The sequence below is a fragment of the Oxobacter pfennigii genome, assembly GCF_001317355.1.
GTDB lineage: Bacteria > Bacillota > Clostridia > Clostridiales > Oxobacteraceae > Oxobacter > Oxobacter pfennigii.
Map to the genome: position 1 here is coordinate 78830 of NZ_LKET01000043.1, position 24583 is coordinate 103412.

At 38.9% G+C, this 24583-nt stretch carries 24 protein-coding genes, 1 pseudogene and 1 other annotated feature; of the genes and pseudogenes, 11 read left to right on the forward strand and 14 right to left on the reverse strand.

Annotated elements, in window-relative coordinates; genetic code table 11:
- Positions 1–138 precede the first annotated feature (138 nt).
- Both OXPF_RS16650 and OXPF_RS16655 read left to right on the forward strand, forming a co-directional pair.
- Positions 139–1968, forward strand: a complete 1830-nt coding sequence (locus tag OXPF_RS16650) for an ABC transporter ATP-binding protein (RefSeq protein WP_152967791.1) — start codon at positions 139–141, stop codon at positions 1966–1968.
- The gene (locus tag OXPF_RS16655; protein ID WP_054876362.1) at positions 1961–3709 is read left to right on the forward strand and encodes an ABC transporter ATP-binding protein; all 1749 of its coding nucleotides are present in this window, start codon (positions 1961–1963) and stop codon (positions 3707–3709) included. The genes OXPF_RS16650 and OXPF_RS16655 overlap by 8 nt, the downstream gene beginning before the upstream one ends.
- A 28-nt stretch (positions 3710–3737) precedes the next feature.
- Here the strand turns inward: OXPF_RS16655 and OXPF_RS16660 are convergent, their stop codons facing one another.
- The 3 genes from OXPF_RS16660 to OXPF_RS16670 all read right to left on the reverse strand — a co-directional run bounded on the left by OXPF_RS16660 (position 3738) and on the right by OXPF_RS16670 (position 5287).
- Positions 3738–4115 (reverse strand): metal-dependent transcriptional regulator, encoded by a 378-nt coding sequence (locus OXPF_RS16660; protein WP_054876363.1) that lies wholly within the window; start codon positions 4113–4115, stop codon positions 3738–3740.
- A 118-nt stretch (positions 4116–4233) separates the two neighbouring features.
- Entirely contained in the window at positions 4234–4839 is a 606-nt protein-coding gene (locus OXPF_RS16665; RefSeq protein ID WP_054876364.1) for a DUF3793 family protein, read from the reverse strand.
- Between the two features lie 16 nt (positions 4840–4855).
- Positions 4856–5287: a flavodoxin gene (locus OXPF_RS16670; protein ID WP_054876365.1), complete on the reverse strand. Its 432-nt coding sequence runs from the start codon at positions 5285–5287 to the stop codon at positions 4856–4858.
- A 302-nt stretch (positions 5288–5589) separates the two neighbouring features.
- Between OXPF_RS16670 and OXPF_RS16675 the strand changes: the two genes are divergently transcribed.
- On the forward strand, positions 5590–6432 hold the full coding sequence (locus OXPF_RS16675; protein WP_054876366.1) for a patatin-like phospholipase family protein: 843 nt from the start codon (positions 5590–5592) through the stop codon (positions 6430–6432).
- A gap of 21 nt (positions 6433–6453) precedes the next feature.
- Here OXPF_RS16675 and OXPF_RS16680 read toward each other — a convergent pair whose 3' ends face one another.
- Entirely contained in the window at positions 6454–8157 is a 1704-nt protein-coding gene (locus OXPF_RS16680) for a flavin monoamine oxidase family protein (RefSeq protein ID WP_083480014.1), read from the reverse strand.
- A gap of 165 nt (positions 8158–8322) precedes the next feature.
- Here OXPF_RS16680 and OXPF_RS16685 point away from each other — a divergent pair, with 165 nt between their 5' ends.
- Positions 8323–8604, forward strand: a complete 282-nt coding sequence (locus OXPF_RS16685; RefSeq protein WP_054876367.1) for a DUF4491 family protein — start codon at positions 8323–8325, stop codon at positions 8602–8604.
- Between the two features lie 68 nt (positions 8605–8672).
- Here OXPF_RS16685 and OXPF_RS16690 read toward each other — a convergent pair whose 3' ends face one another.
- From OXPF_RS16690 to OXPF_RS16710, 5 genes are all read right to left on the reverse strand, one after another.
- Positions 8673–10493, reverse strand: a complete 1821-nt coding sequence (locus tag OXPF_RS16690; RefSeq protein ID WP_242854438.1) for an ABC transporter ATP-binding protein — start codon at positions 10491–10493, stop codon at positions 8673–8675.
- Positions 10486–12216 (reverse strand): ABC transporter ATP-binding protein, encoded by a 1731-nt coding sequence (locus OXPF_RS16695; RefSeq protein WP_054876368.1) that lies wholly within the window; start codon positions 12214–12216, stop codon positions 10486–10488. The genes OXPF_RS16690 and OXPF_RS16695 overlap by 8 nt, the downstream gene beginning before the upstream one ends.
- Positions 12209–12667 carry a MarR family winged helix-turn-helix transcriptional regulator gene (locus tag OXPF_RS16700; protein WP_242854439.1) on the reverse strand — a complete coding sequence of 153 codons (459 nt, stop codon included), beginning with the start codon at positions 12665–12667 and terminating at the stop codon, positions 12209–12211. Before OXPF_RS16700 ends, OXPF_RS16695 begins: the two co-directional genes overlap by 8 nt.
- Before the next feature lie 378 nt (positions 12668–13045).
- Positions 13046–13489, reverse strand: coding sequence for a hypothetical protein (locus OXPF_RS16705; RefSeq protein ID WP_054876370.1), 444 nt, complete (start codon positions 13487–13489; stop codon positions 13046–13048).
- Between the two features lie 116 nt (positions 13490–13605).
- On the reverse strand, positions 13606–14100 hold the full coding sequence (locus OXPF_RS16710) for a dihydrofolate reductase (RefSeq protein WP_054876371.1): 495 nt from the start codon (positions 14098–14100) through the stop codon (positions 13606–13608).
- Positions 14101–14257: 157 nt separating this feature from the next.
- Positions 14258–14498, forward strand: a binding site (T-box leader).
- Between the two features lie 49 nt (positions 14499–14547).
- On the opposite strand from OXPF_RS16710, the gene leuA reads away from it, so the two are divergent.
- Positions 14548–16221 carry a 2-isopropylmalate synthase gene (gene leuA / locus OXPF_RS16720; RefSeq protein ID WP_054876373.1) on the forward strand — a complete coding sequence of 558 codons (1674 nt, stop codon included), beginning with the start codon at positions 14548–14550 and terminating at the stop codon, positions 16219–16221.
- Positions 16222–16440: 219 nt separating this feature from the next.
- Here leuA and OXPF_RS16725 read toward each other — a convergent pair whose 3' ends face one another.
- Positions 16441–17220: an arylamine N-acetyltransferase family protein gene (locus tag OXPF_RS16725; RefSeq protein WP_054876374.1), complete on the reverse strand. Its 780-nt coding sequence runs from the start codon at positions 17218–17220 to the stop codon at positions 16441–16443.
- 176 nt (positions 17221–17396) lie between these two features.
- Here OXPF_RS16725 and OXPF_RS16730 point away from each other — a divergent pair, with 176 nt between their 5' ends.
- The 5 genes from OXPF_RS16730 to OXPF_RS16750 all read left to right on the forward strand — a co-directional run bounded on the left by OXPF_RS16730 (position 17397) and on the right by OXPF_RS16750 (position 20703).
- On the forward strand, positions 17397–17699 hold the full coding sequence (locus tag OXPF_RS16730; protein WP_054876375.1) for a Dabb family protein: 303 nt from the start codon (positions 17397–17399) through the stop codon (positions 17697–17699).
- A 222-nt stretch (positions 17700–17921) separates the two neighbouring features.
- A complete protein-coding gene (locus OXPF_RS16735) occupies positions 17922–18539 on the forward strand; it encodes a GTP-binding protein (protein ID WP_054876376.1) in 618 nt (205 codons plus the stop codon).
- Positions 18540–18995, forward strand: coding sequence for a hypothetical protein (locus OXPF_RS16740; RefSeq protein WP_054876377.1), 456 nt, complete (start codon positions 18540–18542; stop codon positions 18993–18995).
- Between the two features lie 44 nt (positions 18996–19039).
- Positions 19040–20020 carry a uroporphyrinogen decarboxylase family protein gene (locus OXPF_RS16745; protein WP_054876378.1) on the forward strand — a complete coding sequence of 327 codons (981 nt, stop codon included), beginning with the start codon at positions 19040–19042 and terminating at the stop codon, positions 20018–20020.
- 56 nt (positions 20021–20076) lie between these two features.
- A complete protein-coding gene (locus tag OXPF_RS16750; protein ID WP_054876379.1) occupies positions 20077–20703 on the forward strand; it encodes a corrinoid protein in 627 nt (208 codons plus the stop codon).
- A gap of 73 nt (positions 20704–20776) precedes the next feature.
- Here the strand turns inward: OXPF_RS16750 and OXPF_RS23190 are convergent.
- The 4 genes and pseudogenes from OXPF_RS23190 to OXPF_RS16765 form a co-directional block, all read right to left on the reverse strand.
- Positions 20777–21895 (reverse strand): annotated as a pseudogene (locus tag OXPF_RS23190) (FAD-dependent oxidoreductase); the annotation flags it as partial.
- A 43-nt stretch (positions 21896–21938) separates the two neighbouring features.
- Positions 21939–22742 (reverse strand): FMN-binding protein, encoded by an 804-nt coding sequence (locus OXPF_RS23195; protein ID WP_242854441.1) that lies wholly within the window; start codon positions 22740–22742, stop codon positions 21939–21941.
- Positions 22743–22847: 105 nt separating this feature from the next.
- Positions 22848–23255 carry a hypothetical protein gene (locus OXPF_RS16760; protein ID WP_160317249.1) on the reverse strand — a complete coding sequence of 136 codons (408 nt, stop codon included), beginning with the start codon at positions 23253–23255 and terminating at the stop codon, positions 22848–22850.
- Complete coding sequence (locus OXPF_RS16765) at positions 23215–23661, reverse strand: MerR family transcriptional regulator (RefSeq protein ID WP_054876381.1); 447 nt, start codon at positions 23659–23661, stop codon at positions 23215–23217. Before OXPF_RS16765 ends, OXPF_RS16760 begins: the two co-directional genes overlap by 41 nt.
- Before the next feature lie 180 nt (positions 23662–23841).
- Here OXPF_RS16765 and OXPF_RS16770 point away from each other — a divergent pair, with 180 nt between their 5' ends.
- Positions 23842–24582: a DUF1638 domain-containing protein gene (locus tag OXPF_RS16770; protein ID WP_054876382.1), complete on the forward strand. Its 741-nt coding sequence runs from the start codon at positions 23842–23844 to the stop codon at positions 24580–24582.
- Position 24583: the final 1 nt, after the last annotated feature.

Consider the following 24583-nt stretch of genomic DNA (forward strand, 5'->3'; position numbering starts at 1 on the left):
CCGGAAGGCTGTTTTATTTATATTTTAGTTAGAGTAATCTAACCTTGTTGTTAGACAACTCATTTTCTAATAAAAAAGTTCCGGGAAAAGGTTTTCGTCAATTGATTTATTAAAATTTTAAAGGAAAGAGGTTTTATGATGGAGAAAAAAAACAAAGAATCTGCCAATGAAAAAAATGGAATGGCACGGCTTATGGAACTGGCTGCTACCAAGAAGCTCCTTATAATATGCTCTGCAATTTTTTCAGCACTGGCATCAGTATTTTCCTTTGTCCCTTATATTTCGATTTTCAGCATTGTCCGCGAAATCATAAATATTTATCCGGATTTTTCAAATCTTGATACTCAAAGGATGCTGGGGTATGGGTGGATTGCCTTCGGCGGAGTAATTGGAAATGTGCTGCTTTATTTTATTGCATTAATGTGCTCCCATCTGGCGGCATTCAGTACGCTGTATAAGCTTAAGGTAAACTTTGCATATCATATAGCCAGGCTGCCCCTTGGTTTTCATCTAAATTTCGGCAGCGGAAAGCTGCGTAAGATTATGGATGAGAATATTGAAAAGATAGAGGGGTTTATTGCCCACCAGTTTCCGGATCTTGTAGCGTCTACTGTGGCGCCTGCAGTCATGATTGCCATTTTACTTTCAGTTGACTGGCGCTTCGGCCTGGCAGCTCTGGCAGGAATTATAACAGCATTTATTCTGCAATTTGCAGCATACGGTAATGAAGGCTCCAAAGCCATGATGGATAAATACCAGAATGCCCTGGAGGATATGAATAATGCATCGGTAGAATATATACGGGGAATTTCTGTGGTGAAGGCCTTCAGACAAACAGTGTATTCTTTTAGAAGACTCCGGGAAACTATTAAGGCTTATACGGATTTTGTCATTCCATTTACCTTAAGCTGGGAAAACTACATGTCAGCCTTTACCACAGTAATAAACAATATATATTTATTTCTGATACCGGTAGGAATAGTTATAGGGTTAAATACTGATGATTATTCAGCTTATGCCCTTACTTTTATTTTTTATCTGCTATTTGTACCGTCTATTTCTTCAGTTATGTTAAAGACAATGTACGTATCAAGACTTGGAATGCAGATATCCGGAGGCATTGAACGTATGGATGACATATTAAAAAGGAAAGAGCTGCCGGAGCCTGATGATACGATAACTAGCGACGGCTGTCAAATTGAATTTAAAGATGTGTCCTTTGCCTACGATACAGATAAGGAGAATCAGGCTTTGTTAAATGTATCCTTTGAAGCTAACCAGGGAGAGATCACTGCTATAGTTGGCCCTTCGGGTAGCGGAAAAAGCACTATTGCTCATCTGGTCCCCAGGTTTTTTGATGTATCCCAGGGCAGTATAGAAATCGGCGGTGTTGATATACGGAATATGAAGCTTGATTATTTAATGGATAAGATCAGTTTTGTGTTCCAGGATGTGTTCCTGTTTAAACAAAGCATAATGGATAATATAAGAATTGCAAATCAAAAAGCCTCGGATGAAGAGGTGATAGCTGCTGCCAAATCCGCCCAATGCCACGAGTTTGTTGAAAATCTGAAAAACGGTTATAACACTGTAATAGGTACAAAGGGTGTACATCTTTCCGGAGGAGAAAAGCAGCGAATAGCCATTGCCAGGGCTATTGTAAAGAATTCTCCGATTATTATCCTCGACGAAGCAACGGCTTTTGCCGATCCTGAAAACGAACACCTGATACAAAAAGCCTTCGAAAAGCTGATGAAAAACAAAACAGTTATAATAATTGCTCATCGTCTTTCTACCGTCCGAAGCGCCAACAAAATCATTGTCATGGATAAGGGCCGGATAGTTGAGGAAGGAACACATGAACAGCTGATAAAAAGAAAGGGAAAATACGGCGATATGTGGTATATGTATACAAAGGCCCTTGACTGGAAAATCAACGCTGGAAAGGAGATGAAGGTAAATGTTTAATTTGAAGGAAAAGCTGATGCTTACCGATAAGGGATACTCGGATTTGAAAAAGGCTATCACGGCCTGCACCATTACCAACATATCCCTGATGCTCCCCTTTACCATTACTCTTCAGATATTTACTGAATTATTAAAGCCATTTATGGGAGAAGAAATAGTCTGGTCAAAAATGTGGCTGCTTTTAGGACTGGGCATTATAGCAGCAGTAATTGTATTTTTAGCAAATAAAAATGATTATAAAAAAACCTATGTGACATCTTATATGGAATCTGAGGCAACCAGGGTGGGTGTTGCGGAACATATAAGGAAGCTGCCTATGAGCTTCTTTAATTCCAAGGATTTATCCGAGCTTACTACAAATATAATGGGAGACTGTGCCACAAGCGAACATGTACTGAGCCATATAATCCCCCAACTTTTTGCCAATGCAATATCCATTACAATAGTTTGTTTTTTATTAGCTATGTTTAATTGGAGTCTGGCATTGACAATATTCTGCACAGTTCCGGCAGCATTTTTAGTTATAGTGTTGAGCAGAAAAATCCAGAAAAGATTGGGAGAGAAGCATGTAGAATCTAAACTTAAGGCCTCGGATCAGGTACAGGAATACCTAGAGGGTATTAAAGTCATTAAGTCCTGCAATTTAATGGGTTCAAAATTTTCTGCACTGGATAATGCTCTTAAATTAATGAAAAAGATGGCAATAGAGATGGAATTCGGAGCAGGAGTATTTGTCACCGGAGCCCAAATAATTGTTCAGGCGGGAGTGGGTCTTACGGTTTTTGCAGGCACATACCTTCTGGCAGGAGGAAAAATTGAATTAATCCCTTTGCTGATGTTCTTTTTAATTGTGGTCAGGATATATGGACCGATTCTTACAATACTCACATTGCTTCCGGAGCTTTTATATATGCAGATTTCCACAAGCCGCATGAGGGCTCTCTTTTCCACACCGGTTATGGAGGGGGACACAGAAAAGGAAATAAAGGATTACGATATAAGCTTTGAAAATGTATCCTTCGGCTACACCGGAAAGACTTCCGGCGAGGAAGTAATAAAGGATGTAACTATATCCATTCCTTCAAACAGCATAACGGCACTGGTAGGGCCCAGCGGTTCGGGAAAAAGTACTATATCAAAGCTTATTGCAAGGTTTTGGGATGTGAATAAAGGTGCTGTAAAAATAGGAGGAGTTGATATAAAGTCATTAGATCCGGAACATTTAATGAGCTATATGTCCTTCGTATTTCAGGATGTGGTCCTCTTTAACGATACAATTTACAATAATATAAGGATAGGCAATATAAATGCATCAACGGAGCAGGTTATTGAAGCTGCAAAAGCAGCTTGCTGCGATGAATTCGTAAACAGCCTGCCGGACGGGTATGAAACCATCCTCGGCGAAAACGGAAGTACATTATCAGGAGGAGAAAGGCAGAGAATTTCCATAGCCCGTGCATTGCTTAAAAATGCTCCCATTGTTCTTTTGGATGAAGCAACAGCTTCCCTGGATCCGGAAAATGAGGTTCTGATTCAGCAAGCCATTTCAAAGCTTATTGAAGGTAAAACAGTTATTATAATAGCTCATCGGTTAAGAACCATTGCAGGTGCGGATAAAATAATAGTTATGGATAAGGGCAGAGTATCGGAAGAAGGCACCCATGAAGAACTGATTAAAAATAACGGGCTTTATGAGAGACTATATACAGTCCAGCAAAAAAGCCTGGGGTGGAGTGTATAAAACGGCAATAGATAGACTCTGTTAATTATTATTCCTTATATTCTTTAATAAAGTTTTCCATGGCTGCCACAGAATCACTGCTTATGACATGTTCAATGGAGCAGGCATCTGTTTGTGCGATATCAGGCGGTACCTTCAATACTTTAACCAAAAAATTTTCAATTACATGATGCTTTCTTGAAGTAAGTTCTGCTAGCTTTAAACCTTCGGAAGTCAAAAAAATTTCTTTATATTTTTCATTGCTTATAAGGCCTTTTTCAGCCAGTGCCGTCATAGCCCGATTGGTGCTGGCTTTTGTTACACCCATACGTCCTGCGATATCCGACACACGGGCTCCCGTGCCCTCGCCTGACAGCTCATATATGGCTTCCAAATAATTTTCCATTGAGAATGAAAGTTTTTCCACGTTTATCCCTCCATTATTCTGGATTGTGGTATAAGGTGAATACTTGATTAAAGTGACAATTTTTTCACTTAATATAGTATACCCTACTGCTTAATAAAAATAAAGAGCAGGCAAATAATTATGCTTGCTCTGCTAAAATGTTAGTCTTTAAATTAATCAAAAATTCAGCCATGTTGATCCTTGCCTTGTCGTAAATTTTAAAGAGGACCTCTGCCCTCTTAATGTCGCCATAGACCTTCCAGTATCTGCATATGAGGCAATTTTTCCCTTTGTGGCTTATGAACCCTTCCACGTCTTCAACAGGGATTCCCAAGAATATGCCTATTTCATGGGGGCATAATGTTTCAAACCGCTGTTTCAATTTCTGAAGCTTCTGCTCTAAATCAACAGCTGTACCATATCCCATTCTTTGCATAAAAGGCTGGTTGGATTTTTTACTCATATGGCGCTCCAGCATTTTTTTGCGGTAAAAAAGTACGATTATTTGATCATCTTCGTTTTTTAATTCAAAATAATCCAGACTGAAATCAGTGCATACACCCTGCCCGTAAAGTTTCCACAAAGCTGCGGCATCCTTGCCGCGAGATGTAAATGTCATGAGAGAGGAGGGTTTAAAGCCCTCAATTGTGGCAGCGGCATTGTAAGCTATTATTGAATGTATATAGTTCTTCCCCTCCATGCTACTCAAAGCTTTTGAAAACTTTAATCTCAATTCCCTGTCCATATATTCTCTCCGCCTATTAATAAGAGGCCAGCTTTTTCCCCAATTCTTCGCACCTTTCAAGGCCGTCATTATCCGGAGTACTTTGAATAATAAGACCCTTGTCTATAAGATTTACGCCGGCCTTTTTCATACGATCTTCCCAGTCTGCCATCCACTGGCCGTCTCCCCATTCATAGGAGCCGAACAATGCCATAGGCTTTCCAGCAATATTTTCCTGTTCGATTTCTGATATAAACGGTTCCATCTCAGCCTCTTCCAATTGCTCAGCTCCCATGGAAGGGCAGCCAAAGGCAACTATATCCGCATCCAGGACAGCGTTTTTATCGGCTTTGTCAACGCTCATAACATTGACTTCCAATCCTTCCTCGGAGGCTGCCTTTGATATTGCAGAAGCCATCATTTGTGTATTTCCGGTTCCGCTCCAATAAATAACCGATAATTTTTTCATATAAATCTCTCCTTTGAATTATATTAAATTTTGATAATCATTCTCAATTATATCTTTAAAAAATGCTACCTGCCGGCAGAAATTAATTTTAAATATAAAAGTTAGATTCTTCTAACATATTAATACTAATTATAAAGCATGTCAACAAGTATTTCCACATGTGTAATATTTTTTAATTCAGCAAAAAAATTTACAATAATCAACATGGAATAATGTTTATAATTTTAGGTAACAGGATAGAGTAATGCTAAAATAAATAGGCAGGATTAATTATAAAAATTGCCGGAAGGGTGGGCTATTGAGTGAAAACAGGATTGGTTTTAGAGGGAGGAGGTATGCGGGGTCTGTATACCGCAGGAATTCTCGACTTGTTTTTAAAGGAAAACATAGATTTTGATTATATTATCGGGGTGTCGGCAGGAGCATGTAATGCTGCTTCATATATATCAAGGCAATTAGAGCGCAACCAAAGAATATTTTTAAATTTTATCGGCGACAGGCGCTATTTAAGCTTGTATAATTTTTTAAAAACCGGCTCTCTTTTTGGTATGGATTTTATTTTCGATGAAATTCCAAATAAACTGGACCTGTTTGATTATGATGCCTTTAAGAAATCTACAGTGGACTTTTTAACGGGAGTCACCGATATAATGACAGGTAAAACTGTCTATTTCAACAAGGAAAAGATGTGCGGCAATTTCATGATACTTAGGGCTTCATCTTCCATACCGGTATTTTCTCCCATAGTTGAATTTGAGGGAGGAAAATATTTAGACGGAGGAACTTCGGATCCCATACCTGTGAAAAAGGCTGTTGATGACGGCTGCGAAAAGCTGGTTATCGTATTGACTCACAACAGAGGATATAAAAAATCTCCCGAGAGATTTAAAAACATTTACCGCAAAATATATAAAAGCTATCCTGAGATGATAAACGTATTAGATAAGCGCCATGAAGTTTACAACCAGACTATTGATTTCATTGAAAAGCTGGAATCTGAAGGAAAAGCGTTGGTTTTAGCTCCAAAGAGACCTTTTTCCGTAGGCCGTTTTGAAAAGAAGCCGTCTAAATTAAAGGACCTTTATCAGCAGGGCTTTGAAGAAACAAAAGAAATATCAGAAGACATTAAAAGCTTTTTAATATAATTAAAAAGCTTTTAATGTGTTTTACAGCTTAAATCTGTGTATTTGTGAATAATGGGCAATGCTGTTTGCCGCTTGCATGGCGCTTTGCAGCGAACCTTGTATCCAGGCATTTTTTGTTGAAGCATGCTCGCCGGCAAAAAATACTCTGTTATCGTATTCAGGAGTAGAGGATATATAAAGAAAATCCACTTTAGAGCCCGAGAAAAGCATCTGAAAACCGCCCTTAGCCCAGGGCTCATTAACCCAATCCACAGTTTTTACATCTTTGACGATATTATTCAAATAACCATCAGGAAGTCCATGTACCTGCTCCACGTTTTCCCTTATAATCCTATATTGCTCGGTACTTATGGTATGGCCCAGCCTTACTGCATCCTGCCCGGCGTTGTATGATGCCAAAAGCACGCCGGAATCGCCGGATCGATATTGGGAGGCGTGATCCTGGGGGTAGGATATTATGTTTATAAGCCTGTCTGTATAGGATGAGCCGCCGTAAATACCCTGCTTTTCCCAGAACCTTTCGCTGCAAAGAAAGAGGGTTTTTTGTGAATCATAATAATTTACATCTCTTATGGCCTCCATCTTTTTTCCGCTGAAATATGGATATATATCCATCAGTCTTAAAAGGGAAAGTGGAATGGCACAAATAACATAGTCGAAGTTTTCATATAAATTGCTGTCCCCATTCTTTTCGGGATAGGGGCGATATTTAAGTACGACCTTGCCGCCTCTTTCGGATTTATAAATCCCGTAGACCGCAAACCCCCTTTTCCATGTTACTTTCCCTAAATGCTCCTTTGGTATGCCGGGATATTCCTCGGGATCGGGGGAAGTCAGGGATTTATAAAATGCCATGGGAAGCTTTACCATTCCGCCGGGTATATAATACAGATTTAAAAAATCCATGGTATAGTCATTGTTTAATGTGGCTTCATAGCTGCTGTCCATTATGGAGCCTATTATGGGCATTATGCTTATTATAAGATTTATGGCTTCGGAGCTTAAACCATATTGGCTTATGGCCTGGCGTATACTCATATTTATTATTCTTTCAAATCTTGAGTCATATCTGGGCATCAATGTTAAAAACTGCTTTCTGATTTCAGGAGGCAAGGTAGATAAGTAATAATCGGAAATATGGTTGAAAAGATGTGGCCAGGGAGTGCTTCTTTCTTTGAGGTTCAAATCAAACAAGGGATAGATGTTGTGTGTTATGTTACTGCCTGCAGTATCATTTCTTACCCTGACATTTCTAACAAAAATCAAGGATTTTGGGTCTCTGTTTATCAGAGGCGCTGTATTTAATTTAAAGAGATTGATATAGTGCCAGGTAGTTTCATGGGATATGGGAAAGCGCATGGCACCTAATTCACCGTATAAACCCTTATCCTTGTCAAAATAATGGGTGTATATTCTTCCTCCGATGCGTTCGGTATTAGGTTCGAATATAGTTATGTCATATCCCAATTTTCTCAGCTCAAAGGCTGCTGCCATGCCGGATAAGCCTCCGCCTATGATGCCTACCTTTATATCTTTGAATCCGCCGGTATCGGCACAATTGGTTATGTCCTGGGGAGGAACAAGAAGGCTTACAATGTGGCGGTAATCATCAGCTCTTCCGGCAGAGACCAGGGCATTGTAAAGCATATCATGGCGCATGATATCTGTGGGGTTTTCAGGATCAAGTGATGGTTGAAGGTTTGACTCCTCTCTAAAATAATGCATATATTTACTCCATAAAAATATTGTCATGTTAGTATATTAAAAATACTTAACTTATGTGAATACTTGACAAATATGCCAGATAACTTGTACATTAATATAAAATCGTTAATAATGTGCACATAGTTTAGGGAAGGTGTTAATAACTATAAAGGGGAGGAATGATATATGAATTTAAGCGGAGTTATAATAGGCACCGGCTGCTTTTTAATTATAGGTTTATTGCATCCTGTGGTCATAAAGGCGGAATATTATTTTGGCACAAAAGCATGGCCTTATTTTTTAGGCGCAGGTTTTTTGTGCATTTTACTTTCTTTTTTTATAAAAGACACAATCTTATCTGCCCTCATATCAGTGCTTGGGTTTTCATTGCTGTGGAGTATTAAGGAATTATTTGAGCAGGAAAAGAGGGTTAAAAAGGGATGGTTTCCCCATAATCCAAAAAGATAAAGAGGCTGTTGCATTATGAACTCTCACAATGCTCATTTACGTTGTTCATAATGCAGCAGCTCCTAAAATTATATCTCTATACCTTTAAACTGGCTGTTATAAAGGCTGGAATAAAAACCATCCTTTTTCATAAGCTCATCATGGGTGCCCTGCTCGATTATCTCCCCATCCTTTAATGCCAGTATTTCATCAGCATTTCTTATGGTGCTCAATCTGTGGGCTATAACAAAGGCAGTCTTTCCCTTCATTAAATTAAGCATGGCTTGCTGAATGGCTAATTCTGTACGGGTATCGATAGAGGAGGTGGCTTCGTCAAGGACAAGTATTGATGATTTAGATAATACCGCCCTTGCTATTGCCAAAAGCTGCCGCTGGCCATGGGATAAATTGCTGCCGTTATCGGATAGCAGTGTATCATATCCATCCGGAAGCTGCATTATGAACCTATGGGCATTGGCATATTTAGCTGCCTCAACGATTTCCTCATCGGTGGCATCAAGTCTTCCATATCGTATATTCTCTTTAACGGACTCTGAAAAAAGATAGGTATCCTGCAAAACCATGGAAATTGAATGCCTTAATCTATGGCTTTTAATATTTTCTATATTCTCGCCGTCAATGGTTATCTCACCGCTGTCTATATCGTAAAATCTGGCAAGCAGGTTTATAAGCGTGGTTTTTCCTGAACCTGTAGGGCCTACAATTGCGATAGTCTTACCCTTAGTGGCTTTTAAGCTTACATCTTTCAGGATTTTTTTATCCTTTTCGTACGAGAAACTGACTTTGTTTAATACCACCTCTTTGCCTATAATCTCGATATCCTTTGCACCATCGTTGTCCTTTTCCTTGTCTTCATCAATAACTTCAAATACTCTCTCTGCACCTGCCAGTGCCGACTGAATGGTGTTGAAGGTAGACATTATTATATTGATGGGGCGGGCGAAATTTCTCATATAAAGTATAAAGGTAAAAATCATCCCTATGGTTATATCGACGCCTGATAGTATGAGGTATCCTCCTGTTACAGCCAATATCAAATAGGTGAGATTATTCAATGAATTATTAACCGGGCCCATGGAGCCGGATAAAGCCTGGGCGAAGGTGGAGCTTTTTGTAAGACTTTTGTTTATCTTCGAAAACTCTTCCTTTGCATTTTCCTCCTGGCCAAAGAGCAGAATGACCTTTTGTCCTGAAATCCTCTCCTCTATATATCCGTTTAAATTGCCCAGCTCTTTTTGCTGCTTTACAAAATAAGGCTGTGTCTTTTTAACTATGATACTGGTAAGCAGATACATTAAAGGCACTGTGGCTACGCCGATAAGGGTCAGAAGGGGACTTAAAAAAAGCATGGCAGCCAAAGTTCCCACGATATTTATAACTCCTGAGAAAAGCTGGGTAACGCTTTGAGATAATATCATATTTATATTGTCAACGTCGTTTGTAAGCCTGCTCATCAAATCGCCGCTTGAATGAGTATCGAAATATTTCAAAGGCAGCTGCTGTATGTTTTTATACAAATCTCTTCTTATATCCGAAGAGGTAGTTTGAGCTATTTTAACCATCAGCCTGTTTTGTATATAGGTAGAAACTACATTTACAAGATGTATTGCGCTTAAGATTATGCAAATATTCAATAAGCCGGATAGATCTTTCTTTTCTATAAAGTTATCCACTGTATAACCGTTAAGCCGGGTGCCTTCAATAGTTATCACCGCCGATACGAGGCACAGTAAAAAAGTGAATATAAGGATTTTCATTTTACCTCTAAGATAGGTCAGCAATCTTCTGGCGGTTACTTTGGGATTTTTAAGTTTCTCGGTTTTTTTGTTGAAGCGCGCCATATTGCCGCCTCTGTCCGGTCTTATGGTAGGCATGGATCTCTCAGACACGGATAAGCACCTCCTCACCCAATTGGGACACGGCAGTGCTCCTGTATATTTCATTTTTCTCTAAAAGATCATTATGAGTCCCTATGGCGGATATTTTGCCGTTATCTAAAACTATAATTTTATCCGCATCCATTACAGCTGAAATCCTCTGGGCTATGATTAAAACCGTGGTGTCTGCCATCCTCTTTTTTATGGCATTTTGAAGCCTTAATTCCGTTGCCATATCAAGGGCGCTGGAGGAATCATCCATTATAAGTATTTTAGGATTTTTTATAAGCGTTCTGGCAATGGATAAGCGCTGCTTTTGTCCCCCGGAAAAATTCTTTCCTCTTTGCTCTATGGTGCTTTTGAACTTTTCGTCCCTTTCCATTATAAAATCAGAAGCCTGGGCATCCATTACAGCATCTTCCATGAAATTCTTATCAGCTCCGGGTTTCCCAAATTTAAGGTTATCTTCAATGGTTCCTGAGAACAAAATACTGTCCTGCAGGACTACTCCTATGTTTTTTCTAAGGTCTTTAACTTTTATATTTTTTATATCCGTTCCGCCGATTTTTATCCTTCCTTCTGTGGGGTCATAAAGCCTGGGAATCAAATTGACAAAAGAGCTTTTACCCGAGCCTGTAGCCCCAATAATGCCTACTTTTTCGCCTGCATTTATTTTCAAAGATATATCCGTCAATACATTTTCGCTGTGTTCATTGTATTTAAAGGATACATTTTCAAATTCAATATCAAAGCCCTTCATATCGACAGAGTCAATTTTATCCTGAATGGAGGGGACGGTTTCCAGTACTTCGTTGATCCTTTCGGAAGATGCCTTGGCACGGGAAAAATTTAAGACCAGCATGACAACGGATATAAGTGAATTCATTATCTGGACAAGGTAATTTATAAAAGCCATGATTTTTCCTATTTCAAGGTCCCCTTTTATAGTCATGTTTCCGCCGAACCATAATACTGCAATTACGCTTAAGTTCATAGCCAGTGTAACTACCGGCCACAGTATGATATTCATGTTTTGTGCCTTTATGCTCATATTCATCAAGTTATAATTTGTATGTTCAAAGCGTTCTTTGTGCTTATCCTCTATGGTGAAGGCTTTTATGACCCGGACCCCTAATATGCTCTCACGCATGACTGTATTTACATTGTCCATTTTTTCCTGTACCAAAGTAAAAAGAGGAAAGGATTTTTTCAATATTATAATGACGGAGAAAAGTATAAGAGGGATTGCCACTAAAAATATTATGGAGAGTTTTTTACTTAACGTAACAGCCATTATAATGCTTCCCAGGCATAATAAAGGGGAGCGTACAGCCACTCTTAAGGACATGAGAACCATGGCCTGTACCTGGGACACGTCATTGGTAAGGCGGGTAATGAGGGATGAGGTTTTTAACTTATCAATTTCCAAAAAGGATAGGGTCTGTATTTTATCAAAGAGCCTCTGCCTTAATTTTTCACCCGTATTCATGGCTGCCATGGCGGAAAATACCGCACAGCCGCTGCCTCCTATAAATCCTATGAAGGCTGCTATAATCATCTTCCATCCCGTTGAAAATACATAAGAGGTATCATTGGTCGCAATGCCAATATCTATAATATCTGCCAAAAATTTTGGCTGCATAAGATCCATATAAACTTCTACAAACATCATAAGGGGAGCTAAAATTGCAAAAATTATTGCTGAGCCTTTTATATTTTTCAATAGCTTAAACATCTTTGCCCTCTCTGTTGGTCATATTGTTATGAAGCCTGCTTAAGATGTTTATAGCTTGCCTTTTTTCTTCCTCAGAAAATCCGGCAAAGCATTCTTCATCTAAAGCATCAAATAATTTTTCAACTTTTTTCTGGCTATCTCTTCCCTTATCAGTTAAAAATACCCGAAGCACTCGCCTGTCCTTTGGATCGGCTTCTCTCCTTATAAGCTCCGCTTTTTCCATGCTTGCAAGTATGCTGGTTACTGTGGCCGGCTCGATGTGGCAGCTCTCAGCTAATTCTCTTTGAATACATCCGTCATTTTGAAGCAGAAAATCCAGTATTTTTGGCTGACCTTCGGTCAAGCCTACTTTTATAAATTCCTCATGCCTTCTTTTTCTATGGATACGGTTGAGCCTTATTATGGCCATATGGAGTGTTTCGGTCCTTGGCTCTGTAACTTCATTTTTCACCATTAAACCTCCCGAAAATATATAATAAAGGTTAGAACTCTAATAATTAGATATCTAATATTTTAAATTTTACTACTTAATACGACTCAATTCAAATATTTTTATAAAATTTTAGTGAAGCATTAAAATTAAGACATAAAAAGGCAGGCTAAATGAAGGGCAATATATAACTGAATGATATAAAAAATGCTCACTTCAACAAAGGACCGGCTAAATGACGGTTAAATGCATTGTAATATATAACAGTTCATGGAAAAATAAAAAAATCCCAGGAAGCAATAAAGGAAATTTGGGTTTCCATAAAGATCCTTATTAGAAAGGTACATATATGGGAGATATTTTAGAAAAGATATGCGCTAAGTATGATATTCAGCTTTATTATTCTTTATCGTACCATCTTTGATAGAAATAAATAATTGGAACCAGCATAATAGTTAGAAGAAATGCTTCAAAATTGTTCATATTAATCATTTTTATAAGTCCCAGTTTCTGAAAAATAAAAGGATTTATTATAAATGCCTGTATTGCATCTATAATTATATTAGCCCCGAAAAATAGCCAGGGGTTAGGATAGGTAAAATAAAACACATAAATGGTTACAACGGGGAGAAACCCGTAGTTAAAGGCCGAGATATTTGTAAGAAAGAACAAATTATTAGGTACTTCCCACCAATTTACTACCTCACCAATTTGCCAGTTAATTGAGGTTAAAAGCAAAGTAAAAAATGCAACAGATAAAAAGCGTCTGACGCGTTTTTTATCCAATGGCAGTATTAAAAGCCAGGGTGGTAAGAATGTAATCCAAAGCAATATTTGCGCCATTATATTTCACCTCCGCAATTATAATTTATTATTTGCAGCGGAATTTGCTTTATACATAAAAAATAAAGCTCCGAAAAGTTTTCCGGAGCTTTATGGATAAAATAAGAATATATATTTTATACCCTTTCAAGGGTCAAATAAGTATGAGGATAAATATTTTTCTCGTCAATGGTGCCTTCCTTTTTTTCTGTAACCTTCCATTGTGATTTATCATAGTCGGGGAAAAATGTGTCGCCTTCAAAATTCTCATGTATTTCAGTTAAATACATCCTTTGGGTATAGGGGAAAAGCATTTTGAATATTTCTCCTCCGCCTATGACAAAATATTCTTGATCGGACTTTGCATAAGGCAGTATTTCATCTATGGTGTGTATGATTTCAACATTCGGGTCATCTATTTTATAATTTTTATCGCGGGTATAAACTATGTGCTTTCTTCCGGGAAGGACTTTGGGCAAAGATTCAAAGGTTTTTCTGCCCATTATCATGGTTTTTGTCTCACTCAAAGTCTTCTCCCTAAAAAATTTAACGTCATCCGGCAGTCGCCAGGCCAAACTATTGTTTTTTCCTATTACATTGTTTCGAGAAACAGCTACAACATAACTCAGCATTATTAATACCTCCCTTACCTTTAGTATTATGATGATTATAATCAATATTTTTTATGATTACTATCATAATTTTTAAAATAAAGAAAAATAGTTTTTACAATTGACAAGGCAATATTATTGTCTTATAATAATGAAAATAAATATTGGTAAGTTACCCCTAAAGACTGTGAAGGGAATAAAACATATGTGCACGAGCAAAAGAGAGCCGGTGTTTGGTGAAAACCGGTGCCGTACCCTATGTAAATAACTCGTCCCAGAGTCGCCTGGCCGAAAATATTTTTATTAGGTCAGGACGTTTAGCAGCGTTAATAGCTAGGCCTTGTTGGAGGTTACAAAGAGCCGTATTTACGGCTGAATTTGGGTGGTACCGCGTGGATTATATTATCCTCGCCCCTTATATTGGGGCGGGGATTTTTATTTTTGTATGAATGGAGAGGAGTAAGAATTATGAAAGCAGCATTTGAAAAATACATTCCGTTTGTACCTATTAATCTTAAAGACAGGCAATGGCCGGATAAGGCAATTGACCGTGCACCCATATGGTGCAGCGTGGATTTGCGCGACGGCAATCAGGCCCTTGTAGAACCTATGAATCTTCAGGAAAAGGTGACTTTTTTCAAGCTCCTTGTAGATATGGGTTTTAAAGAGATAGAAGTAGGTTTCCCATCAGCTTCTGAAACAGAGTACGAAATATTAAGGACTTTAATTGATCAGAATTTAATCCCTGATGATGTAACGATACAGGTCCTGGTGCAGGCCAGGGAGCACCTCATTGAAAAAACCTTTGAAGCCATAAGGGGAGCTAAAAATGTCATTGTGCATTTTTATAATTCCACTTCCGCCCTTCAGCGGAAAGTTGTGTTTAAAAAGGATATGGACGGCATAATAGATATAGCTGTAAAGGGAGCAAGGCTAATAAGGCAGCTGGCAGCCAAGGCCGATAAGGGTACCAGCATCCGCTTTGAATATTCACCCGAGAGCTTTTCCGGCACCGAGGTTGAAAATTCGGTAAAAATTTGTGCCAAGGTCATGGAAGCAATAGGCGCCACTAAAGACAATAAAATAATTATAAACCTTCCCTCAACAGTTCAAGTAAGCTCATCCAATCATTTTGCGGACCAGGTGGAGTATGTCTGCCGTAATCTGCCCAACAGGGAGGCGGCAATCATAAGCATCCATCCACATAACGACAGGGGTACCGGTATTGCCGATGCGGAGTTTGCATTGATGGCAGGGGCAGACAGAATTGAAGGAACCATTTTCGGAAACGGCGAGCGGACGGGAAACGTGGATATAATAACATTAGGTCTTAATATGTATACCCAGGGTGTTGATCCCAGGCTTGATTTCAGCGATATAAACCATATAAAGGAGGTTTATGAGGCCTGTACTAAGATGAAGGTTCACGAACGCCAGCCCTATGGCGGGGAATTGGTATTCACGGCATTTTCAGGTTCTCACCAGGATGCTATTAACAAAGGCTTTGAATATATGAAAGATAGCGGAACCGAATACTGGGAAGTGCCTTATCTTCCCATAGATCCATCAGACATAGGCCGTCAGTACGACCCGGTCATAAGAATAAACAGCCAGTCGGGAAAGGGCGGTGCCGCATTCATAATGCAACAGAACTTTGGCTACAATCTGCCAAAAGCTATGCATCCTGAGTTCGGAAATATTGTCAAAGCTGAGGCTGACCGGACAGGCAAGGAATTATCAGCCCAGGATATAATGGATTTATTCAACGATGAATACTTAAAGATAACAGGACCTTTTTCATTGAGAAGGCATAAAATCGAAGAAGGCGGTCAAAACGGAAATTCCTTTGTTCACTTTGAAGGAAGCATCAGAAAAAGTGATGAAGAATTGAACATAGAAGGGGAAGGAAACGGGCCTATCGATGCTTTCTTTAATGCATTGAACAAGGTGGGAATAGAAGGGTATGAATTCATATCCTATCACGAGCATGCCATATCAACCGGTTCAAATGCCAAAGCTGTAGCATATATCGAGCTTAAAAGGCCTGATGGCGGCCATGTATTTGGGGTGGGTATAGAAAGCAATATAAACATAGCATCCATAAAAGGGGTTTTATGTGCAATAAACCGTTCTTTAAAATAAAAAAATAAAGAAGCTGTTGCATTTTGAACAACGTAAATGAGCATTGTGAGAGTTCTGAACAAGTTCTTGGTGACGCTGCCGAAGAAAATACTTAGAATTTTAGATTGTCTGAACGATAGCGAGTTATCAAAATTCTTGTATTTTCAAGGCAGGGAGCCTTAGAACTTGCAGAACTTGAACATAGCGAATTGAGTGTTCATAATGCAACAGCCTTATTTTTTATACTGTTTCCATATCAAGCTTGAAGTATTTTTTTAATAATTCGTTGAATTCTTTTTCATCACCGGACAATTTTGTTTCAGTAATTGTGCCGTCCTTTATGACTTTAAGATTACCGTCCGTTAAAGTGATGCGGCCTTCCTTTGAAGGCATGGTGCACAGCCTTATTTTGATGAAAAGGGATTCGGGATAAGTTGCTGTATAATGGTTGGACATGACATAATCCATGGGGGAGCATTCTTCCAATGTGAAAGCATACATAATACGGAAGCCATCATCCACCTTACGCTGCAATATATAACCTACCTTGGGGTCTTCCAAAATGCGGTAAGTATTATGGAAATGCTTTTGTTCCAAATTAGGCTCCATTAAAACAGGCGCTTCTATGCCGTCATTGCCGTATCCTACGTCTGCCAGATATCTTTTGCCGTCAAGTTCCACCATAAGCACCTGATGGGTTTTAGGAGAATAAGTTATGCCATCCCTTGTGCCTCTTGCCAAAAGATTTGACACCTTAAAGCCTAAGTCCTGGAGAACAAAGGAAAACAAGCCGTTCATTTCAAAACAGTATCCGCCTCTCTTATTTAAAACTATCTTTTTAAATAAGGATTCCTTGTCTAATGGAATAGGCCTTCTTAAATACACGTCTAAGTTTTCGAAGGGAACATTGAAAGTATGGGCTAAGTGAATACCATACAAGGTTTCATAGGAAACATCGGTCTTTCCTTCATAATTTATTCTCTCGAGATAAGCTTGGATGTTAAAAGTATCATTTGACATAAGTAATCCCCCTTTTTTATGCAAACATTTTGTCTGCTTTTAAATTGCCTTTGTAAAGCGGTTTTCATAGTTCAAATAATGAACTATAAAAACCACATATAAATTATACAAGATTTCGCACGAAAATGATATGATAAAGATATAATTATTAATATTACATAATTTGGGAGGAAAAAGTGATTAAACATATAGTAATGTGGACCCTTAAGGATTTTGCCGAAGGCAGAAGCAAAAAAGAAAATGCAGAGATAGTAAAAATGAGCTTGGAAGGGCTTAAAGATAAAATAAAAGAGATAAAATTCATCGAAGTAGGAATAAATTTCAGTGAATCGGAAAGCGCTTTTGATATTGCCTTATATTCCGAGTTCGAAACAATTGAAGATTTAAATGTATACCAGGCCCATCCGGAGCACATAAAAGCAGGAGAGTTTGTAAACAAGGTGAGGGATAAGAGAATATCAGCTGATTATGAAATATAGCGCTTATCATAAAAACTGTATAAATAATACTGGAAGGATATAGGAATTATGTGTAGAATATAATTGTAGATTATATGACAAATCCTTCCTGCGTTATTTGCACTTCAAAGAAAATTATTTATTCAGCCTTATATAGTAATAATGTAATTTCCAAACAAATATATAATAATGAATCCCCGAAGTGAGATTGATATATTTATAAAAATAAAAGGAGCGGAGAAAATGAAAATCCTCATAATGGGCGGTTTTTTAGGGTCGGGTAAAACCAGCGTTGTTATTCAGCTGGCAAAATTTATGGCAGGTGAAAACCCTGACAAGCCTTATAAAGTTGTAATAATAGAAAATGAAATCGGCGAAGTGGGTATAGACGATAAAATCTTAAGCAAAATAGGCTATAAAGTAGAAGGAATGTTTTCCGGCTGTGTATGCTGCACTATATCCGGCGAGCTGGTTTTAAATGTGCTGGATATTATGAAAAATATGAATCCTGACTATATAATAATGGAGTCTACAGGGGTTGCATACCCCAATAACATCAAGGAAATCCTTGAGGAATCCATAAAGGATATAGACTGCAGGATTTGCTGCGTCACCGATGCAAAGAGATGGAAGCGCCTTTTAAAGCCCATGGAGCTTCTTTTAAAAGACCAGCTTAAAAATGCTGACGTAATACTCATAAATAAAGTGGATGCAATTGACTCGGATACACTAATAGAAGTGGATGAATCAGTAAAAACCTTTAACAATACGGCACAATTTTTCCATGTAAGTGCCATTGAACCTATAGATAGTAATATTCTGACCCAAGTTTTAGGTCAGGTTGAAAAGGGAGCGGTATAAATGGAAGAAAAACACATTCATGATCATTCCCATGATCATTATCACGACCATGATCATGGTCACAATCACGATCATGAACACCACGACCATGATTGTACTTGTGACTGCTTAAGTCTTGAAGAAGAAACTATAAGCGTTTCTACACATGAGATGTCCGTTGTAGGCTCATATAAAATAAAAATTGATAAGCCTTATGACGAAGCAGTCAAAATATTGGATGACTGCATAAAGGAAGTCGCTTCAGAGATTAATAAAATATCCGGAATAATAGGCCATATAAAAGCTTACCTTGTTTCTGAGGGAGACAGCTGTATGATTTCAATCACAGATGAGGAATCAAGCATCAAGCATATAAAAGGTGAATACGCAAATGTTGAAGGCGTAGCAATAGTATTTAATGTTGAGCCGGATAAGCTAAAAAGTATATTGAAAAAAGCTCTGGATAAGCTGAATTAAAAGGTTAAAACCTTATGATAAGCATATAAAAGGAGGTAGGTTTAATGTTAACCAAAAGGCAAAATCTTTTGGAGACTATAAGAGGGGGGAAGCCTGACAGGTTCGTCAACCAGTGGGAAGCCTTCGGAGGCGTGATGGGTGATCCATGTAAATTGCGTACCAGAGCTGAAAGAGGCGGCCCTGATGCAGTGGATTCCTGGGGAGTTACAACCACTTGGCCGGCAAATGTACCCGGACCTTTCCCGGTACACGATTATGAGCATAAAGTTGTAAAGGATATTACAAGGTGGAAAGAAGTAGTACATGCCCCAAGCTTAGATGTCCCGGACAGTGCCTGGGATGATGTTAAGGCTCAGGCCTCGCAAATCGACCGCAATGAACAATTTCTGACTTTCTTCATTGCACCGGGAATATTCGAACAGGCCCATTACCTCATGGGCATAGATACTACACTATTAAACTTCTATGAAGAGCCGGAAGCGATGCATGAGCTGATTGATTACATAACCGACTGGAAGATAAAATATGCTGAACTTGTCTGCAAGCACCTAAAACCTGAAGCCATACTCCATCATGATGACTGGGGAAGCCAGATTAACTCCTTCATGTCCCCTGAAATGTTTGAAGAATTCATAGTGCCCGCATTTAAAAGATTATACGGATATTATAAATCCCACGGTGTGGAACTTATAGTACACCATAGCGATTCCTATGCCGCCAACCTTGTCCCTTATATGATTGAGATGGGAATTGACATATGGCAGGGGGGATTAAAATCAAACAACCTGCCTGAGCTGGTAAAAAAATACGGCGGTCAAATCTCCTTTATGGGGGGCATAAACAACGGAATAGTTGACGTGCTTGACTGGACTAACGAGCTTGTGGCAAGAGAGGTTGAAGAGATGTGCACAAGCTGCGGAAAGCTTTACTACATACCAAGTATGTGCGGAGGCGGCCCGGGGGCTACCGATGTATATAAAGCAGTAAGCAAAGAAATAGACAGAATGAGTTCTGTAATGTTTTAAAGTATTGACGTAAATTATAGGCCCAAATTTAAAATATTTTAAAGGAGGAAAATAAAATGTCAAAAATTCAGGAAGTAAAAGATCTTGTTGCAGCAGGGAAAACCAAACTTGTTCCGGGTAAGGTTCAGGAAGCACTGGACGAGGGCAATGCAGCTACCGAGATACTCGCAGCCATGGTTGAAGCTATGGGAGTGGTAGGCGATAAATTTTCTGCAGGAGAAATCTTTGTTCCGGAAATGCTTGTAGCCGGAAAAGCAATGCAAAAAGGCGTGGATGTACTTAAACCCGCACTTGCAGGTGCAGGCTCAGTATCATTAGGAAAATGCATAATCGGCACAGTTGCCGGTGACCTCCATGATATAGGTAAAAACCTTGTTGCCCTTATGATTGAAAGCGCAGGCTTTGATGTTATCGATTTGGGAGTTGACGTTCCCACAGCAAAATTCTTGGAAACCATTGAAGCCAATTCTGATGTTAAAGTAGTGGCTTTATCAGGCCTCTTAACAACAACTATGCCGGCAATGAAAGAAACAGTGGAATCCATTAAAGCAAGCGGCAAAACAGGCTTTAAAGTCCTTGTAGGCGGAGCTCCCATAACTCCGGAATTTGCAGCATCCATCGGTGCAGATGCATATGCCCGTGATGCAGGCGGCGCAGCAATAAAAGCCAAGGAATTAATTTAATTACAGTTAAAGAGGGAGTGCCGCAAACTTAATAGCGATACTCCCTCTTTTCTTTGCTGTTCTGAATTTAAATTTATTTATTTAATGCTGCATTTTTGCCTGCAATGCGTCCAAAAACAAATATATCTGCAATTGCATTTCCGCCAAGGCGATTGCCTGCATGTATGCCGCCGGTCACTTCACCTGCCGCATACAGCCCTTGTATAACATTGCCTTTAGCGTCGATTACCTGGCCGTTTGTATTAATCTGTACTCCGCCCATTGTATGATGGATGGCAGGTTTGGCAGGGCAAGCGTAAAACGGAGCGTTCTTGACTTCCATCTGAAATACGTTTTTATTGAATTCAGGGTCTGTGCCGCTCTTTACATATGAATTATATTTATTGATTTTATTAACAAAAGTAGCACGGTCACAGCCTATAATATCTGCCAATCCCTCCAGGGTGTCTGCCCTGTATATAAGCTTATCTTCCACCATCTTATCAATCATTTCCTGGGTTGGGCGGTTTTGAGCTGATAAAGCCATATCCTTATCGGCAATTGTATAAAATACTCCATCCGGCTGACTTAAAGCTGCCCATGAAAGAACATCGCGTTCGGCATATTCATTGACAAAACGCTTTCCTTCTTTATTGACAAAAATATAGTTTTGAGGAGCAACCAACAGTGCGTCCGTCAATGAGCCTGTTTTTTCATTTGCAGTAGGCATAAGCTGTGTAAATCCCATACCTACAAGATTGGCACCTATTTCTTTGCTCATTATAATGCCGTCTCCTGTACTCGTGGAAGCATTGGTGGTCTTTATGTCATCAGGAATTGAAGGCCAGTAGGTATTGTATTCCGCACAAAGCTGAGGATTTGCTCCAAATCCTCCGGTGGCTAGAATCACTCCCTTTTTAGCATGTAAAACAACCTCTGTCCCGTCGGTTTTGGAAGCTTTGACACCCACTGCTTTTCCGTTTTCAACAATTAACTTCTCGGCCTTTGTTTCCATCATTATTTCGCTGCCGTTATTCACCGTATTTACTACGTAGTTGGATAATACATCAAAAATGCCTTTTTTATCGACAGGATTATGTCCTCTTGTCCACATTGCTCCTACGGGCGCGGTCAATGTATCCGAAAACTTGCCTCCCAGTCTTTGCACCCATTTATATGTAGGAAGACTGTTGGTGACCAAAGTCTTTAGAAGGTCAAAGTCTCCTTCTACCCAGTTGCCATCCTTATCTTGGCGTTTACCCCCCCATGTATGCCTGAATCATATGGAATTCAACGGAGTCAAACATTTTTGAAGTGTCTCCGGCAAGATAATTGTTGATTTGGCCTTTAAGAGTAACCAATGTATTCGAGAATTTACCAAACTCTTTTTCATCCAATTTTAATATGCTTTTTAAAGTATCGAGCTGGCCTGGCATTGTATCTATTTTCCCCTGTATCTCGGGGTCAACTGCGTTCCATGCAAAACCTGAAACAAGGGTATTGCCGCCAAGAGAAGCCGATTTTTCAATAAGTATAACGGTAGCTCCATTTTCTGCTGCAGAAGCTGCTGCAGAAATACCGGCTCCGCCGCCGCCGATAATAATAACATCAGCGGTCTTTTCAATATTTTCGGCTTTTTTATCTGCTGCCTTTTTAACTTTAAGGGCATCGACGTTGCCGCCGGCCTTAACAACAGCGCTTTCAACGGCTGTCAATATTGCGTTGCTTGTTATTGTTGCTCCTGCCACAGCGTCGACTGCAAGAGACTGATTATCGATAATAGCTTTGGGAATGCGTTCTAATGCAGGGTCAGATATACCGGGGGTTTCCTGGTGATCTACAATATCAATTCTTTCAATTCTGCTTTCCGAAAAAGTAACTGATAGAGAAATATCGCCAATTTTTCCCGCCGCCGATGCATCGTATGTACCGGCTTTATACACCGCATTTGCCGGCTGGCCTCCTGTTGGATTTCCTGATGAGGGCTTGCATCCTGTCATAGCTGACGCTACCATAACTATTGACAGGATAAATGCAAGACCTTTTATAAATAGTTTCATTTGATTTCCTCCACCTTTCATTTATTATGATCCAGGATCTAAGACCATAATAAACTTTATAATTGTTGTAAAGTCAATAAAAAGGTTATTTTTTTATCAATGAAACTATCTTATAAATTCTATTGGTATGTAAATTTCATGATATCTTTTATGAATATTGCCTTCCGAGTAGGAACCAATGGTACTGCCCCATGCATTTCCGCACATTTTCATACCGTTGTCTTCCATATAATTAACAGCGTCATGAAGCATGCTGGCCATTATATGCCCTGCTCCTTCACTGCTTATAACTGTTGTAAGACATGTTTGTGATGGAATTAACTTTATTCCGGGCGTGTCTGTAAGCTCTAATTCTTCTGCTAAAGATTGGTCAATCATAAGTCCAAAATTATAATCATCAAGATTATTATATACGGAATCAATTGTAAACTCAGGAGAAATTTGAACTACAGGCATCAATGAAATCCATTTGTCAACGGGATAATGTAGTTTGGCTAATGGAAAAAAGCTCATTATATTGAGTATGAATTCGATAGACGGCAGGATTGGTTTTTATAATATATTTATTATGAAGGCATTTTAATTTTTCATATCCATTCTGTTGCTTTTTTACAGCTTCAAGAATCAGCTGCTTCCACCGGATTTCTTTTGTAATCTTCTTTTCCATCTCATTTAAATTCTGTTGAATATCATTAAAAGATGCGAAGTTTATCAGTACTCCGACTTCTTCTACGGAAAAACCCATTCCCTGATATCTTCTGGCTCCCATCAGCATATTTATGTCTTTAAATGAAAAATACCTATAGCCGTTGCTTGCCCGTTCCGGGGCTATAATACCTTGTCTCTCATAATATCTTAGCATCTCACTTGAAAGCCCAAGGATTTTCGCGGCCCTGCTAATACTATATTTCTGATCCATGATAACCCTCCCAAGCTTTAGTATAAAATGCAATATATACAATTATATGATACAAAACATATTAAAAAGTATCTATAAGTAATATGATATTCTAATACCGGATCAGCCGGTATATTTATTGTTATATTAATATTTTTTAAAATCCAAATAGGCTATAATGATGTCAAAGGGGGAATAAAAATGATTAAGCTAAAGGTTATAGCATGTGATGTATTAAACAGGGAGATATCTTATTTAAGCAGCCAGTCAAAATGCTTTGTAGATGTGACTTTTATGCATCAGGGGCTCCACAGCAAACCAAATAAAATGGCGGAAATACTTCAAAAAGAAATAGATGAGGCAAATAAGGGTTTTCCCTACAGTCATCCAGACAGGCCGGAGGATTATGATTATATAATACTTATGTATGGCTTGTGCGGAAACGGAACCATTGGCTTATCAAGCAGCAAGGTTCCGTTAGTAATACCAAGGGCTCATGATTGCGGCACCCTTTTAATTGGCTCAAAAGAAGGCTTTAAAAAATATCATGAGGAAAATGCCAGAGGCTTTATGTATTCTCCCGGGTGGATAGAAAGGGGATTTCAGCCGGGAGCTGAAAGATTCGATGCTTTATACAAAAGATATGAAAAGAAATATGGCAGTGAAAAGGCTGCCTATCTCATGGAATTGGAGCACAGCTTTGTAAAGGAATATAACAGTGCCGTCCTTGTAAACTGGGGTATTTTAGGAAATGAGGAGTATTACAGAGGGGTTACAAAGATAAGCGCAAAGTATTTCAACTGGGAATATAAAGAGGTTAAGGGAAGCCCGAATTTACTCAGGAATATATTAAATGGTGAGCTTAATTATGAAGAGGTTCTGATTTTGCCGCCTAAGGAAAAAATTGCAGCAAGCTTTGATGATTATATATTAAAGTATTAAT

Bases quoted from the DNA above. Each gene is read 5' to 3' on its own strand.
- OXPF_RS16650 (WP_152967791.1), top strand. From the start codon at position 139: ATGGAGAAAAAAAACAAAGAATCTGCCAATGAAAAAAATGGAATGGCA.
- OXPF_RS16655 (WP_054876362.1), top strand. From the start codon at position 1,961: ATGTTTAATTTGAAGGAAAAGCTGATGCTTACCGATAAGGGATACTCG.
- OXPF_RS16665 (WP_054876364.1), bottom strand. From the start codon at position 4,839: ATGGACAGGGAATTGAGATTAAAGTTTTCAAAAGCTTTGAGTAGCATG.
- OXPF_RS16670 (WP_054876365.1), bottom strand. From the start codon at position 5,287: ATGAAAAAATTATCGGTTATTTATTGGAGCGGAACCGGAAATACACAA.
- OXPF_RS16680 (WP_083480014.1), bottom strand. From the start codon at position 8,157: ATGCATTATTTTAGAGAGGAGTCAAACCTTCAACCATCACTTGATCCT.
- OXPF_RS16685 (WP_054876367.1), top strand. From the start codon at position 8,323: ATGAATTTAAGCGGAGTTATAATAGGCACCGGCTGCTTTTTAATTATA.
- OXPF_RS16695 (WP_054876368.1), bottom strand. From the start codon at position 12,216: ATGTTTAAGCTATTGAAAAATATAAAAGGCTCAGCAATAATTTTTGCA.
- OXPF_RS16705 (WP_054876370.1), bottom strand. From the start codon at position 13,489: ATGGCGCAAATATTGCTTTGGATTACATTCTTACCACCCTGGCTTTTA.
- OXPF_RS16710 (WP_054876371.1), bottom strand. From the start codon at position 14,100: ATGCTGAGTTATGTTGTAGCTGTTTCTCGAAACAATGTAATAGGAAAA.
- leuA (WP_054876373.1), top strand. From the start codon at position 14,548: ATGAAAGCAGCATTTGAAAAATACATTCCGTTTGTACCTATTAATCTT.
- OXPF_RS16725 (WP_054876374.1), bottom strand. From the start codon at position 17,220: ATGTCAAATGATACTTTTAACATCCAAGCTTATCTCGAGAGAATAAAT.
- OXPF_RS16735 (WP_054876376.1), top strand. From the start codon at position 17,922: ATGAAAATCCTCATAATGGGCGGTTTTTTAGGGTCGGGTAAAACCAGC.
- OXPF_RS16740 (WP_054876377.1), top strand. From the start codon at position 18,540: ATGGAAGAAAAACACATTCATGATCATTCCCATGATCATTATCACGAC.
- OXPF_RS16745 (WP_054876378.1), top strand. From the start codon at position 19,040: ATGTTAACCAAAAGGCAAAATCTTTTGGAGACTATAAGAGGGGGGAAG.
- OXPF_RS16750 (WP_054876379.1), top strand. From the start codon at position 20,077: ATGTCAAAAATTCAGGAAGTAAAAGATCTTGTTGCAGCAGGGAAAACC.
- OXPF_RS23195 (WP_242854441.1), bottom strand. From the start codon at position 22,742: ATGAAACTATTTATAAAAGGTCTTGCATTTATCCTGTCAATAGTTATG.
- OXPF_RS16760 (WP_160317249.1), bottom strand. From the start codon at position 23,255: ATGAGCTTTTTTCCATTAGCCAAACTACATTATCCCGTTGACAAATGG.
- OXPF_RS16765 (WP_054876381.1), bottom strand. From the start codon at position 23,661: ATGGATCAGAAATATAGTATTAGCAGGGCCGCGAAAATCCTTGGGCTT.
- OXPF_RS16770 (WP_054876382.1), top strand. From the start codon at position 23,842: ATGATTAAGCTAAAGGTTATAGCATGTGATGTATTAAACAGGGAGATA.